The organism is Catenuloplanes nepalensis, assembly GCF_030811575.1.
Taxonomy (GTDB): domain Bacteria; phylum Actinomycetota; class Actinomycetes; order Mycobacteriales; family Micromonosporaceae; genus Catenuloplanes; species Catenuloplanes nepalensis.
The window spans coordinates 6,053,696-6,067,725 of the sequence record NZ_JAUSRA010000001.1 but is presented as its reverse complement, the minus strand read 5'-3'; the positions used below and the strand labels follow the sequence as shown (position 1 = coordinate 6,067,725).

The 14,030-nt window shown below is 72.6% G+C and carries 11 protein-coding genes; 5 read left to right on the top strand and 6 right to left on the bottom strand.

Translation table 11 applies throughout. The features are described from left to right. Window positions 1-32 precede the first annotated feature (32 nt). Window positions 33-1,445, top strand: coding sequence for an amino acid permease (locus J2S43_RS25945; RefSeq protein WP_306833503.1), 1,413 nt, complete (start codon window positions 33-35; stop codon window positions 1,443-1,445). A gap of 465 nt (window positions 1,446-1,910) precedes the next feature. Here the strand turns inward: J2S43_RS25945 and J2S43_RS25940 are convergent, their stop codons facing one another. Beyond that, complete coding sequence (locus J2S43_RS25940; RefSeq protein WP_306833502.1) at window positions 1,911-2,135, bottom strand: hypothetical protein; 225 nt, start codon at window positions 2,133-2,135, stop codon at window positions 1,911-1,913. 124 nt (window positions 2,136-2,259) lie between these two features. Further along, window positions 2,260-2,916, bottom strand: a complete 657-nt coding sequence (locus J2S43_RS25935) for a class I SAM-dependent methyltransferase (RefSeq protein ID WP_306833500.1) — start codon at window positions 2,914-2,916, stop codon at window positions 2,260-2,262. 83 nt (window positions 2,917-2,999) lie between these two features. On the opposite strand from J2S43_RS25935, the gene J2S43_RS25930 reads away from it, so the two are divergent. Continuing rightward, the gene (locus J2S43_RS25930; protein ID WP_306833498.1) at window positions 3,000-4,157 is read left to right on the top strand and encodes a PQQ-dependent sugar dehydrogenase; all 1,158 of its coding nucleotides are present in this window, start codon (window positions 3,000-3,002) and stop codon (window positions 4,155-4,157) included. Between the two features lie 41 nt (window positions 4,158-4,198). Here J2S43_RS25930 and J2S43_RS25925 read toward each other — a convergent pair whose 3' ends face one another. Together J2S43_RS25925 and J2S43_RS25920 are read right to left on the bottom strand one after the other, a co-directional pair. Next, a complete protein-coding gene (locus tag J2S43_RS25925; protein WP_306833496.1) occupies window positions 4,199-5,305 on the bottom strand; it encodes a serine hydrolase domain-containing protein in 1,107 nt (368 codons plus the stop codon). 79 nt (window positions 5,306-5,384) lie between these two features. Beyond that, window positions 5,385-6,584 carry a serine hydrolase domain-containing protein gene (locus tag J2S43_RS25920; RefSeq protein WP_306833494.1) on the bottom strand — a complete coding sequence of 400 codons (1,200 nt, stop codon included), beginning with the start codon at window positions 6,582-6,584 and terminating at the stop codon, window positions 5,385-5,387. A gap of 80 nt (window positions 6,585-6,664) precedes the next feature. On the opposite strand from J2S43_RS25920, the gene J2S43_RS25915 reads away from it, so the two are divergent. Next, entirely contained in the window at window positions 6,665-7,444 is a 780-nt protein-coding gene (locus tag J2S43_RS25915) for an aldo/keto reductase (protein WP_306833492.1), read from the top strand. A gap of 51 nt (window positions 7,445-7,495) precedes the next feature. On the opposite strand, the gene J2S43_RS25910 is transcribed toward J2S43_RS25915, so the two are convergent. Both J2S43_RS25910 and J2S43_RS25905 read right to left on the bottom strand, forming a co-directional pair. Continuing rightward, complete coding sequence (locus J2S43_RS25910; protein WP_306833490.1) at window positions 7,496-8,830, bottom strand: glycosyltransferase family 2 protein; 1,335 nt, start codon at window positions 8,828-8,830, stop codon at window positions 7,496-7,498. Window positions 8,831-8,841: 11 nt separating this feature from the next. Beyond that, complete coding sequence (locus J2S43_RS25905) at window positions 8,842-9,795, bottom strand: glycosyltransferase family 2 protein (protein WP_306833488.1); 954 nt, start codon at window positions 9,793-9,795, stop codon at window positions 8,842-8,844. Window positions 9,796-10,357: 562 nt separating this feature from the next. Here J2S43_RS25905 and J2S43_RS25900 point away from each other — a divergent pair. Both J2S43_RS25900 and J2S43_RS25895 read left to right on the top strand, forming a co-directional pair. Further along, window positions 10,358-11,227, top strand: a complete 870-nt coding sequence (locus J2S43_RS25900) for an LLM class F420-dependent oxidoreductase (RefSeq protein WP_306833486.1) — start codon at window positions 10,358-10,360, stop codon at window positions 11,225-11,227. A gap of 338 nt (window positions 11,228-11,565) precedes the next feature. Continuing rightward, a complete protein-coding gene (locus J2S43_RS25895; protein ID WP_306833484.1) occupies window positions 11,566-12,957 on the top strand; it encodes a M20/M25/M40 family metallo-hydrolase in 1,392 nt (463 codons plus the stop codon). Window positions 12,958-14,030: the final 1,073 nt, after the last annotated feature.

Here is a 14,030-nt window from a genome sequence, read left to right as displayed (position 1 = left end):
CATTCCGTCGAATGCGGGGTAAGATGTTGACCATGGTCGATTCCCTGGGCATGCGCCGCAGACTGTTCGCCACCCGGTCCGTGGACTCGCTGGTGGCCGACACGGAGGTGGACGGTCAGACGCTGAAGCGCGCGGTCGGGCCGGTTCAGCTCACCGCGCTCGGCGTCGGCGCGGTCATCGGCACCGGCATCTTCGTGGTGATCGGCGAGGGCGCGGGCCTGGCCGGCCCCGGCGTGATCCTCGCGTTCGTGCTGGCCGGGCTCGCCTGCCTGTTCTCCGCGCTGTCCTACGCGGAGCTGGCGTCGTCGATGCCGGTCTCCGGCAGCGCCTACACCTACACCTACGCCACGCTCGGCGAACTCGTCGCCTGGATCATCGGCTGGGACCTGATCCTGGAGTACGGCGTGGCCGTCGCCGCGATCGCGGTCGGCTGGGGCGGCAACGTCAACGCGTTCCTGGACGCCACGTTCGGATTCGAGCTCCCGGCCGCGATCTCGCAGTCACCGCCGGACGGGACCGTCAACCTGCCGGCCGTGGCCGTGGTCCTGATGATCACCGCGCTGCTGGCACTCGGCGTGCGGGAGAGCGCGCGGGCCAACCTGGTGATGGTCGTGGTCAAGCTGGCCGTGCTGATCTTCTTCATCATCGTGGCCTGCACCGCGATCAACACCGCGAACTTCACGCCGCTGCTCCCAAACGGCGGCGACGGCGTGGTCAGCGCGGCCGCGCTCATCTTCTTCGCGTTCATCGGCTTCGACGCGGTCACCACCGGCAGCGAGGAGGCGCGCAACCCGGCCCGGGACCTGCCCATCGCGATCATCGGCTCGCTGGTCGTCTGCACGGTCTTCTACGTGCTGGTCTCGATCGGCGCGGTCGGCATCGCGGGCGCCGGCGTGCTCTCCGGCAGCGACGCGCCGCTGGCCGCCGCGCTCTCCGACGGCGCCGGCATCACCTGGGCCGCCGCGATCCTGGCGTTCGGCGCACTGGTCGCGATCACCAGTGTGGTGCTGGTGATCCTCTACGGCCAGACCCGGATCTTCTTCAGCATGTGCCGCGACGGACTGCTGCCGCGCCGCCTGGCCACGCTTCACCCGCGCCTCGGCACCCCGGTCGTGCTGACCGTCGGGCTCGGCCTGCTGATCTCGGTGCTGGCCGCCCTGGTCCCGCTGAGCGAGATCGTCCGCCTCACCAACATCGGTACGCTCTTCGCGTTCGTGCTGGTCAACATCGGTGTTCTGGTCCTCCGCCGCACCCGCCCGGACATGCCACGCCCCTACCGCGTGCCGTTCGCCCCGGTGCTGCCGCTGCTCGGCATCGTGTTCGCCGTCTACCTGATGATCGACCTGCCGGGCAGCACCTGGCTCCGGTTCGGCCTCTGGCTCCTGGCCGGCCTCCTCATCTACGCCGTCTACGGCTACCGCCACTCCCGCCTCCGCCAGCAGTAGAGATCCCGGCGTGACCCCTCCCGAATAACGGAAGATCGCTCTCATCAACTGGATCTGCGGCTCGGTGCCCGTGCGGGCTGGGCGCCCGCGCGGACTGGGCGCTCCGTGCCCGAAAAATCCGCATAAGGCGATCCGCTGACACACCGCCGGAAGGCACTCCAAGATCCTTCCAGCCCATATTCGGGCGTGTTGGTTCTGGTGTCGGTGCCGGTTTCAGGCGGTCTTGGGTTCGCGGCTCGCCTCGCCTCACCGGCGCTGACGCGGCTCCTGCGGATGCCTCCGGTGCCGGCCGCGCGAAGCGCCGGTCACCCCTGACCTCAGACTCACCCGCCAGGACGAGTCCGCGTAGCGGACGCGGGACGTGCGGTTCTGTGGCGACCGCCCACTCGGCGTGCGGGGCCCGCGGCCGGCCGGTGTCCGCGGGAGCACTCGGAAGGTGCCCGCGCCGGGAGCGGGAAAACGATCTCAGGCAGTTCGGCGGATGGCGGCGGCGCGGGCGAGGACCTCGCGTTCCTTGATCTCGCGGCCGTCGTCCGCGAGCTGGATGCCGCGCAGCTGGATCCAGTCGCGGCGGCCGCCGGTGCCGATCGCGGTTATCCGCAGCGTGAGCGTGCCGAGCCCATAGCAGTAGTCGGGCTCCGGGATCTGGACGGTGTCGCCGATGCGCAGTGGTGACGATGGGCCGGTCACGGCAGCCAGCTCCTTCGAGGTGCCGGGAACCGCCGCGCACCGGGCGCGGCAGGCTGTCGGGAGGGTTCGGTGGATACAGCGCCAACGAACCAGCCAGGCCAGGGGTGATCGGAGCGACTGACGCCTAATCGGGGGACGACGGGCGCAGCACGGTGGCGCGCTTGGTGTCCGCGTTCTCCAGCGCGCCGACCATCGGCACGTCGTATCCGGCGATCACGGTCAGCCGGCTGTGCGGCAGGTAGGCCCGGCCCGGGTCGCCGGCCAGCACGTCCGTGCCGTGCGCGGCGGCGCGTTCGAGGAACGTGAGCATGCGGCCGGACATCTCGCGGCTGTAGAAGACGTCGCCGGCCAGGAGCACGTCCACGTCCGGGCTAGCCGGACCGGTCAATAGATCGTCGCCGTTCGACGCCACCGTTCCATGTACCGCGTTCGCCCGGATGTTGAGCTCGATCGCGGCGATCGCGTACGGGTCGATGTCGTTGGCGATCACGTGCCGGGCGCCGGCCAGCGCGGCCGCGACCGCGACCAGCCCGGAACCGGAGGCGAGGTCGAGCACGGCCTTTCCTCGTACGATATCCGGAAAATCCAGGATGTGGCGGGCGACGGCCTGACCGCCGGCCCACGCGAACGCCCAGAACGGCGGCGGCTGGGACTCACCGGTGTGCGTCTCGGTGTGCTCCCACAGGTCGATCGCGTCCTGCGCGAGGTGCAGTCTGACCTCGGGCACGAACGGCACCGGTGCGAGCCGGGTGTGCGCCAGCACGAACTCGGTCGCGGACACGGGGTTGACCTCCAGGGGAGCGGGAACCGAGCAGGCTCCCGGTGAACCGGGTAGGAAGAAGGAAACCACGCGGGAGGTCGGGCATGGCGCAGCGGGTAGGGACGAGCCTGGGGCTGGCACTGATGCTGGTGCTGGCGGCGGGTTGCAGCGAGGAGGAACCCCCCGGCGGGACCGCCACCTACGGTCCGTCGCCGGCCCCGCCGCCCTCACCGAGCGCGCCGCAGAGCCAGAGCCCGAGTCCGGCCGGTCCGCCCGACCTCGGCGCGCAGCCGCAGGAGGTGGCGACGGACGTCGAGGTGCCGTGGGGGCTGACGTTCCTGCCGGACGGCTCCGCGTTCGTCGCCGAGCGGGAGACCGCGAAGGTCAAGCACGTCCCGGCGGCCGGCGGCGAGACGCACGAGATCTACGAGATCCCCGGCGTGGAGCCGGGCGGCGAGGGCGGCCTGCTCGGGCTCGCGGTCAGCCCGGACTTCGCGACCGACCGGTGGCTCTACGCGTACTTCACGGCCGCGGACGACAACCGGATCGTGCGGGTGAAGGTGCGCGCGGACAACCGGGGCGTCGAGGGCGAACCGGAGGAGATCTTCACCGGCATCGCGAAGGCAAACATCCACAATGGCGGGCGGATCGCGTTCGGGCCGGACGAGCTGCTCTACGTGGGCACCGGTGACGCGAACGTGAAGCCGCGCTCGCAGGACCCGCGCAGCCCGAACGGCAAGATCCTGCGGCTCACCCCGGACGGCGACGCCGCGCCCGGCAATCCCACCGAGGGCTCGCCGGTCTTCTCGCTCGGCCACCGCAACGTGCAGGGCCTGGCCTGGGACGCGGACGGCAAGCTGTGGGCGACCGAGTTCGGGCAGAACCGGCTGGACGAGGTCAACCAGATCGAGCCGGGCCGCAACTACGGCTGGCCGGACGTCGAGGGCGAGGGCGACACCGCGGACGGCAAATACACCAACCCCAAGGTCACCTGGGGTACGGCAGAGTCGTCGCCGTCCGGGATGGCGATCGCGGGTGACACGATCTTCGTGGCGGCGTTGCGCGGCGAGCGGCTCTGGGCCATCCCGCTGGACGGCCAGAACACCGGCGAGCCGAAGGCCGAGTTCAGCGGTGAGTACGGCCGGATCCGCACGGTCGAGATCGCCCCGGACGGCGCGCTCTGGATGACCACGTCCAACACCGACGGCCGCGGCGACGTCCGCGACGGCGACGACCGCATCCTGCGCTTCCCCGCTTCATGATCAAAACCGTCGCGGGGGTACGGCGTACCCCCGCGACGGCTTCAGCGGCAGAACGCGGTGTCGACCGCGTCGAGCACGTGCTGGTGACGGGTCTCGGTGTCCGGGGTCGTGGTGAGCGCGATCGAGACCGCGCGGCCGTCCTCGGTGGCGCCGCCGCGGGTCTCGAAGCCGGGCAGGTCGCCGCCGTGTCCCCAGTAGACGCCACCGCAGCTCAGCGACGAGCTGGCCAGGCCGAGCCCGTAGCGTGCGCCGGGCCACAGGCCCGCGGACGCGTCGACCGTCCGCTTCATCTCGGTCAGCTCGGCCGGCCGCAGCAGCCGGCCGCCGAGCAGCGCGCGGAAGAACGCGTTCAGGTCGCGCGGCGTGGAGATCATCTGACCGGCCGCCCAGCCCCACGACGGGTCGAACTCGGTGACGTCGACCCGGTCCGGGCCGAGGTAGCCGCGCGGATGCGGCGCGCGGATCGTCTCGTCGCCGACGGCGGGGAAGTACGTGCGGCGCAGCCCGGCCCGGTCGATCACCCGCTCGGTGATCTGCTCGGCCAGCGGCCGGCCGGATACCCGCTGGATCAGCAGGCCGAGCACGATGTAGCCGGTGTTGCTGTACCGCCATCCGGTCCCGGGCGCGAAGTCCGGCGCGTGCGCGAACGCCACGTCCAGCAGTTCGCGCGGCTCCCGGTAGCGGTGCCGGCCGCTGGTGAAGTCCTCGTCCGGCATGTGGTCGGTGTAGTTGGCCAGCCCGCTGGTGTGCTGTAGCAGCTGGCGGACCGTGATCCGTTCCCCGTCCGGAACCAGGCCCGGCAGATAGGTGGAGATCGGCTCGTCCAGCCCGATCCGGCCCTCGCCGGCCAGCTGGAGCACGGCCACGGCCGTGAACGTCTTCGTGTTGCTGCCGATCCGGACGTACCCGTCGGCCGGCGGTTTCGCGCCGGTGCGCAGGTCGCCGACGCCGGCGGTGAGGTCACGGGTGCGGCCGGAGCGGCTCGTGATCGCGGCCAGCGCGCCCGGGAAGCCGTCCGCCCGGACCAGCGCGTCCAGCGCGGACTGCGCCGCGCCGCCGGAGCGGGCCGACGCCGGCGCCGGCGCGGTGACCAGGGTGAGGCCGGTGAGCAGTGCCAGCGCGGTGGCGGTGCCTCTGCGGAATGTCATGCCGGAGAGTTTCGTGGAGTTCGCGGCCCGGATCGATCGGTGTGGACCCCGTGCCGAAGGTATGGGCAGGCCTACCCCGTCACCCGCAGAACGCGGTCTCGACCGCGGCGACCACGTGCAGGTGCGCGGCACGGCCGGACGGGCCGGAGGTGACCGCGACCGTGACGGTGCGGCCGTCGTCGCGGACGCCGCCGCGGGTCTCGAAGCCGGGCACGTCGCCGCCGTGTCCCCAGTAGGCGTCGCCGCACCGCAGCGGCGTGCGGGTGAGGCCGAGTCCGTACCGCACGCCGGGCCACATCTGGTCGCCGGTGTCCACGGTCCTGCGCATCTCGGCCAGCTCGGCCGGGCCGAGCAGCCGGCTCTCGAAGAGCAGCGCGCGGAAGAACGCGTTCAGGTCGCGGGGGGTGGCGATCATCGCGCCGGCCGCCCACGCCCAGGACGGGTCCGAGACCGTGACGTCGTCGCGCGGGTCGTCCTCGTACGCCCGGGGGTGCGGCGCGCGCAGCGTCTCGTCGTCGCCCGCCGGGAAGTACGTCTCGCGCAGCCCCAGCCGGTTGATCACGCGCGTGGTGATCTCCTCCCCGACCGTCCGGCCGGAGAGCCGTTCGATCATCAGGCCGAGCACGACGTACCCCGTGTTGCTGTAGCGCCAGCCCTTCCCGGGCGGAAACGTCGGCGGCTTCGAGAACGCGATGTCCAGCAGGGACCGCGGGCTGCGGTAGAGGTGCCGGCCCTCGTCGAAGTCCTCGTCCCGCATGTGGTCGGTGTAGTTCGCCAGGCCGCTGGTGTGCTGCAGCAGCTGCCGCACCGTGATGTTCTTGCCGCCCGGCACCACGCCCGGCAGGTACGTCTGGATCGACCGGTCCAGCCCGACCTGGCCCTCCGAGACCATCTGCAGCACGACCACGGCCACGAACGTCTTCGTGTTGCTGCCGATCCGGACGTAGCCGTTGGTGGGCGGTGCCTCGCCGGTGGCCACGTCCCCGGCGCCCGCGGTGTAGTCGCGGGCGTCGCCGCCCGGGTCCTCGACGGACGCGAGCACACCGGGGAATCCGTCCGTGCTGATCAGAGCGTTCAGGCTGCGCTGGAAGGCCGCGTCGGTCTCCGGCACGTCCTGGGCGGCCGGTGCCTCCCGGGGGACCGGCGCCGGCGCCGGTGCCGCAGTCGTGACCTGGGCGACCGGGGACGGAGCCCGGGTGGTCACGGCGGCCGAGATCGCGACGACCAGGACGGTGAGCAGCATGATCGCCGCGGCGATGATCTTCGCGCGGATGGTCATGTCTCCAGAGTGCGGCACGAACGTGACTTCCGGGTAATGACGGCGCGGCCCGCGCACGCGAACCGCGATAGATTGCGGCCATGACGGTTCCCACGGTCACACTTCCGCTACCGGACGGTTCGGCCGCCGAGATGCCGATGGTCGGCTTCGGCACCTGGCGGATGCGGGGTCAGCAGGCCTACGACGCGACCCGCGCCGCGCTCGACGCCGGTTACCGGCACATCGACACCGCGACCATGTACGGCAACGAGGCCGAGGTCGGCCGCGCGCTCCGGGACAGCGGCGTGCCCCGGGAGGACGTCTTCATCACCACCAAACTGCTGGCCGAGGACGCGGGCCGGGAGAAGCGGGCGCTCACCGACAGCCTGCGTCACCTCGGCGTGCAGCAGGTCGACCTGTGGCTGATCCACTGGCCGCCCGGCGGGCTGGCCGCGCCCGAGGTGTGGCGCGAGCTGATCAGTGCGCAGGACAGCGGCTTCGTCCGGTCGATCGGCGTCAGCAACTACGCGCCGGAGCAGATCGACGAGCTGGTCGCGGCGACCGGGCGGCCGCCGGTGGTGGACCAGATCCCGTGGAGCCCGGCCCGGCACGACGCGCCGCTGCTGGCCGACCTGCGCTCGCGCAACGTGGTGGTCGAGGGCTACAGCCTGATCAAGCGCACGCCGATGGACTCGCCGGTGCTGGCCGAGATCGCCGGGCGGCACGGGCGGACGCCGGCGCAGGTGGTGCTGCGCTGGCACCTCCAGCACGACATCGTGATCATCCCGAAGTCGGTGCGCGCGGACCGGATCGCGGAGAACCTCGACCTCTTCGGCTTCACGCTCACCGACGACGAGATGCACACGCTCGACCGCCTCTGATGGTGATCCGGGCGTTGACATGAACGACGCCTGGATCTCGGCCGGCGGAGATCACGGGACGGCTGGGTAGGTGCGCTCGGCGAGCCGGCGGCGGCGCTCGTCGCGCAGGCCGGTGAGGTAGGCGCGCGGTCCGGCCAGCACCCCGGCCCGGTGCGCACCGCGCAGCGCGGCCGGAGCGTCCGTGGGCAGCGCCGGGCCGCGCAGGCTCCGGCGCACCTGGCCGAGCACCGGCAGCGCCAGCAGCGGGTCGGCCATCACCAGCGCGGTGTAGACCGCGGCCACCCCGGTGCCGTGCCCGGCCAGCTGCTCGCGCAGGCCGTCCAGGTCACGGTGGTGCCGGGCGCGGACCAGCACGGACGGCTCGTACGCGATGGTGCCGCCGTGCAGCCGCACCTGCGCGAACGCGAGCGTCTCGGCCGCGCGCCGGGCCGGGGTGCCGGCGCCGAGCGCCACGTCCCAGCCGCCGATCCGCTCGATCACGTGCGGCCGGAACACCATGTTCGTGCCGGACCCGGCCGGTGGCACCGCGGCCAGCGGATGCCGCCGGCGCTCGGTCGCGGGCCCGAACCGCTCCGGGACGAACGACGGGTCGCTCATCCGCTGCGCCCACAGCTGCGCGTCCGTCTCCAGCTCCGCGGGCACGACCGCGCCGGTGATCACGTCCGCGTCCGGGTGCAGCGCGAGCGCGCGGGCGATCTCGGCCAGCCAGTGCACGTCCGGGACCGCGTCGTCGTCGATGAACGCGAGCGTCTCGCCCGGCGCCGCGGCCACGGCCCGGTTCCGCGCGTGCGACAGGCCCGGCGTCTCCTCGCGCAGGTAGTCCACGGTGATCCGGCCCGGCGACTCGGCCGCGCGCGCGGCGTCCAGCACCACCTCGGCGGTCTCCCGGGTCTCCGGCGCGCTGTCCACGACCAGGATCCGGAAGCGCGGGTACTCCTGCGCGAGCAGCCCGTCCAGGCAGCGGGACAGCGCGTCCGGCCGGTCCCGGGTGCAGATCACCACGGTCAGCGCGGGCGCGTCCGCCAGCAGCGAGACCCGATCGGACAGATACGCGGGTACGGCCGCCGGCACCGCACCGCCGAGCGGCAGCGGCCCGTCTCCGTCGATCCCGGCCGCGGTCAGCCGCGACCGGACCGCGGCGCCGAGCCGGGTGTCGATCGCGTCCGCGACCGCCTCCGGCGTGAGCCCGCCGTCCGGCACGTCCAGCAGCAGCGCGCCGACCGGCTCGGTGAACGCGCGGATCAGCAGCCAGGCGTGCGCGACCCGGCGGCCGTCCGCGTCGATCGCGGGGACGGCCGGGAGCGGGTCGTAGAGCTCGACGTCGCGGACCAGCGCGGCCCGGGTGAGCCGGACCGGGCGGAGGATCTGGCGGATCGCGTGGTCCATGCCGGGCAGGCTCATCGCCGTACCCCCGCCGCGATCTTCTTGGTCTGGACCGGCACCGGCTGGGGCGTGGGCGGGCGCGTGGTCAGCTCCAGCACGCCACCGGCCGCGGCGGCGGTGGCGCCCGCGGCGACCGCACCGGCCCGGCGCAGCGCACCGGAGCCGCCGCCGCGCAGCGCCGACCGCAGGTGCCGGGAGAGCGCGCCGGGCAGCGCGGCCCGCATCGGCCCGCCGCCGGCCGTGGCGACGATCCGGCCCTCGTGGAAGCAGCGGCCCAGGAAGTGGCGGAACGTCATCCGTTCCGGCCCGACCGGGTGGTGGACGCGCGAGTCCGGCACGAACAGCCAGACGCCGCCGGCCTCGCTCATCCGCCGGCACAGCTCGGCGTCGCGGGCGCGGACCCGGTCGGTGACCCGGCCGTAGAACTCCCGGAAGCCGCCCACGGTCAGGAACGTGTCGCGGCGCACGGCCATGCCGGCGCACCAGACCTCCGGCGCGGGCGCGGCGGGCATGCCGGGGTGGCTGGCGCCGACGGTCCAGAGGAACTCGTCCGGGAACCACGCGGGGCGGCGGCCGCTCCAAGCGGGCAGGACCGCGCCGCCGGTGCCGACCACGGCCGGGTCCGCGAACGGCGCGAGCAGGCCGGCCAGCCAGCCGTGGTGCGCACGCACGTCGTCGTCGAGGAACGCGACCAGCGGGGTGATCGCGTGGAACGCGCCGGTGTTGCGGGCACCGGCCGCGCCCCGGCGGAATCGGTTGGCCAGCACGGTCACACCGTCCAACTCGTGCCGGACCTTGTCGTAGAGCGCGGCGTTGTGGTCGACCACCACCACGATCTCGGCCGGCGCCGGGTCCTGGGCCTTGGCGGACTCGACCGCGTGCAGCAGTGAGGTCCAGCGGAGCTCGGTGTGGCAGGGGATGACCACGGTTACCGGGGAGACGGCGTCGGAGTTCACCGAGGGTGACATGCGGGTCCTCTCAACGACAACGGCGCCGGCCGGGGGAGAGCGGCGCGCGTCTAGAAACTAGCCGCCGGTCACGAAGAGTCAACTCCCGCCGGGAGCGGCACCCGGGACCGTGCGTGACCGGGGTGCCTGATGCGGCTCTCACCAGGGGTCATGTGATGTCGGTTGCGTCCGGGGCCGTCACGCTTTACAGGTGCTGGGAATGCGCTCGGCGGGGCGGAGAGGGGGTGCTGGCGTGCGTTTCGGAGGCCGGTCCGTCGGGCCGACAAATCGGACTTTCCGTGATTACTTTGGGTTAGATCGTGTTCTGGGTCACAACTTCTCAGAACTACTGAGCGTGATCGGCGGGTTGCGATGGAGTTGCGAGGAGGGTGGTTACAGTGCTCCTGTGCAGGTCAAGCCTTGCGTCTGCGGGCATCCGAGAAACGCCCACGAGCACTTCCGCCGTGGGTCGGACTGTGCCGTCTGTGGCCCGGAGACGTGCCCGAGGTTTCGGCGGCGTCGGTGGTGGCGCCGGACGTAGTGTGGGCAGACCGATAATCTGCTCGACGGAACGGATGCCGTTGTGAAACTCGGCCTGCACATCTCCGACTTCACCTGGGGTCTCAGCGCGGATCAGCTCGCGCCGGCACTCGCCCGGATCGCCCGGGACGCCGACGAGGCCGGGTTCGACCGGGTCAGCGTCATGGATCACGTCTGGCAGATCGCGGTGCACGGGCCGCCTGAGCACGAGATGCTGGAGGCCTACACCACGCTCGGCTTCCTGGCCGCGCACACCAGCCGGGTCAAGCTGCTGACGCTGGTCACCGGCGTGGTCTACCGCGAGCCCGGCCTGCTCGCCAAGATCGTCACCACGCTCGACGTGCTCTCCCAGGGCCGCGCCATGCTCGGCATCGGCGCCGCCTGGAACGAGGACGAGTCGCGCGGCCTCGGCCTGTTCTTCCCGCCGATGAAGGAGCGCTTCGAGCGGCTGGAGGAGGCGCTCGTCATCTGCCGGCAGATGTTCGACGGGCCGGAGGGCGCGCACGCCGGCAAGCACTACACGCTGGGGCGCACGCTCAACAACCCGCGCCCGGTCAGCCCACGGGTGCCGATCCTGATCGGCGGCAGCGGCGAGAAGAAGACGCTACGGTTCGTCGCGAAGTACGCGGACTCCTGCAACCTGTTCGCCGGGCCGGACATCGCGCACAAGCTCGAGGTGCTCAAGCAGCACTGCGCGGAGGTCGGCCGCGACTACGACGAGATCGAGAAGACCGTCGTCTACCGGTACGGCACGGTCACGGACGGCGCGCGTGTCGACCAGGTCCTGGAGGAGTTGGCCGGGCTGCGCGCGTTGGGCTTCTCGGTCGCGCACGGCGGCGTGAAGAACCTGGCCGACCCGGCGACGCTCGCGACCTTCCGCGACCGGATCATTCCGGAGGCGGCCAAGCTCTGAGCGGGCCCGTGCGGCCTGTCGGCCGGTCTGCCTGCCGGCCGGTGTGCCGACCGACCGGTGTGTCGACCGACCGGTGTGTCGGTCGGGCGGTGTGTCGGCCGGGCGGTGTGTCGGCCGGGCGGTGTGTCGGCCGGGCGGTTTGCTGGCCGGGCGGTTTGCTGGCCGGGCGGTGTGTCGGCCGGGCGGTTGCTGGCCGGGCGGTTTGCTGGCCGGGCGGTCTGTCGGCTGGCCGGGCGGTCTGTCAGCCGGTCGATCTGTTGGCCGGGCGGCGGCCTGCCGGCCTGGCCGCCTGTCGGCCGGGCTGACGAATATCGGCTGGGCTCGATAGGATGCGCGGCATGGGCATCGATTCCGGCGGTGTCGGCCGCCGCGCCGTACTGACCGCCGCCGCGGCCGCCCCGGTGGTCGCCCTCCCCGCTGCCGCCTCCGCGGCCCCGGTCGTGACCGGACCCGGCCGGCCGGTCACGACACAGCCGCCGGGCGCGGAGCTGCGGCGCGCGCTGCGTGAGGTGTCGCCGGCCCGGATCGAGGCGATCGTGCGCAAGCTCGCCTCGTTCGGCACCCGGCACACGCTCTCCGTCCAGGACGACCCGGCCCGTGGCATCGGCGCGGCCCGCGACTGGATCTTCGAGGAGCTCAGCCGTTACGCCGCGGCCTCCGGCGGCCGGATGACCGTGCAAAAACAGTCCTACACGCAACAGCCGGCCAACCGGATCCCGGCGCCCACGGTCATCACGAACGTGCTGGCCACGCTGCGCGGCGACGACGAGCCGGACCGCGTCTACGTCGTCTCCGGCCACTACGACTCGCGCGTCACCGACGTCATGAACGCGACCGCGGACGCGCCCGGCGCCGACGACGACGCGTCCGGCGTCGCGGTCGCGATGGAGCTGGCCCGGGTCTTCGCCACCCGCCGGTTCAGGGCCACGATCGTCTTCGCGGCCGTGGCCGGCGAGGAGCAGGGCCTCTACGGCGCCGCCCACATGGCCGCGCAGTTCAAGGCGGCCGCCGCCGACGTGCAGGGCATGTTCACCGACGACATCGTCGGTGCGCCGAACGAGCCGGGCGGCGCGCACACCGTGCGGCTCTTCGCCGAGGGCGTGCCGAGCTCGGAGACGCCCGCGCAGGCCGCCACCCGCCAGTCCGTCGGCGGCGAGAACGACTCACCGGCCCGCCAGCTCGCCCGTTTCGCGTCCGCCACCGGCGCGAACGCGGCCACCGGCATGGACATCCGGGTCGTCTACCGCCGCGATCGCTACCTGCGCGGCGGCGACCAGATCCCGTTCCTGCAGCAGGGTTACCCCGCGGCTCGCTTCACCGAGCCGCGCGAGGACTTCGCCCACCAGCACCAGGACGTCCGGGTGGTCGACGGCGTGCAGTACGGCGACCTGCCCGAGTTCTGCGACTTCCCCTACATCGCGCGCGTCGCGCGGGTCAACGGCGCCGTGCTCTGGTCGCTGGCTCGGGCGCCCGGCACCCCGAAGGGCGCCACCATCGTCACGTCCGACCTCACCAACGACACCACGCTCCGCTGGCAGCCCGGCGCCCCCGCCTACGAGGTCCTCTGGCGCGAGACCACCGACCCCGACTGGACCCACGCCATCCCGGTCGGCGCCGCCACCACCGCCACCGTCCGCCTCTCCAAGGACAACGTCTTCTTCGGCATCCGCGCCCTCGACCCCACCACCGGCCTCCGCAGCCCGGCCGCCTTCCCGGTCCCGGGCAGCTGACCTGTCGAAGCTTCCACATCGACATTTCGCTGCCGACGTGGTGCGGCCCGCAAGCTCCCGCGGGCACCCTCCGGCTCCGGCGGCGCCCCGCTCCTGGCGGCGCCCCGCTCCCGGCGGCGCCCCGCTCCCGGCGGCGCCCCGCTCCCGGCGGCGCCCCGCTCCCGGCGGCGCCCCGCTCCCGGCGGCGCCCCGCTCCCGGCGGCGCCCCGCTCCCGGCGGCGCCCCGCTCCGGTCCGCCTGTGCCCCGCTCCGGTCCGCCGGTCACCCCAGATCGCCGCGGCCTGGTGTTGTCCGGTTCGCTGCCGGTCTCGGACCACCGACTGCCCGCTACCACCGGCCACCCGCCAGGGGTGGGACCGTCGGGGTTCCGGTGACCAGCCGCGGAACGTGCGGGGAGGCCGCCTGCGGCCGACCGGTGCCCAAATGCCACCTGGGTCAAGTTGATCGTGGAGTCCGACCTGCGTCTTTCGCAAGCATCTCGCCGGCGTCCGTGCGACACCGCCGGTCCACCTCTGTTGCCCATCCTCCTCGGTCGGACTCCGTTGCTCATCCCTTCGGATCGGGGAGCGCGGGCCCACCCAGCCCGCGCGCGGCAACCAGGCGCTCCGCGCCGAAATATCGCGAGATCGGACCCTCCGGCGCGGACTACCCGCCCGCGACCTGAGTGATCAATCAGTGGAGCAAAAGATAGATCAAAAGTCGAAGTTGATCGCTCTTTTGCTCCACTGATTGATCACTCAGGCGCCTGGCGCCAGGCCGTTGAAGAATTCGTGGCGTCGCCAGGCAGGCGCTCGGCTGCTTTTTCAGGAAATTTCGGGCACAACACGTCCGGGCGCATCGGAGGGGCGCGGCTCCGCCCGCCGCCGACGGTGTCGCGGCGCCCGGAGGCCGTGCCGATTCGCGCACCGACAGCAAAGCTGACTCGGAACCTGGATCGAATTGACAGTATTCCTGCTGGCTAGAGGAGTGCGGCCGTACCGCACCTACTTCAAGATCGAACAGGCTGAGTGGCATTGCGGCACCGGCCGGCCGCGGGAGCATGCGGACCGCAACCACGCCGGATGCGGCAAAAG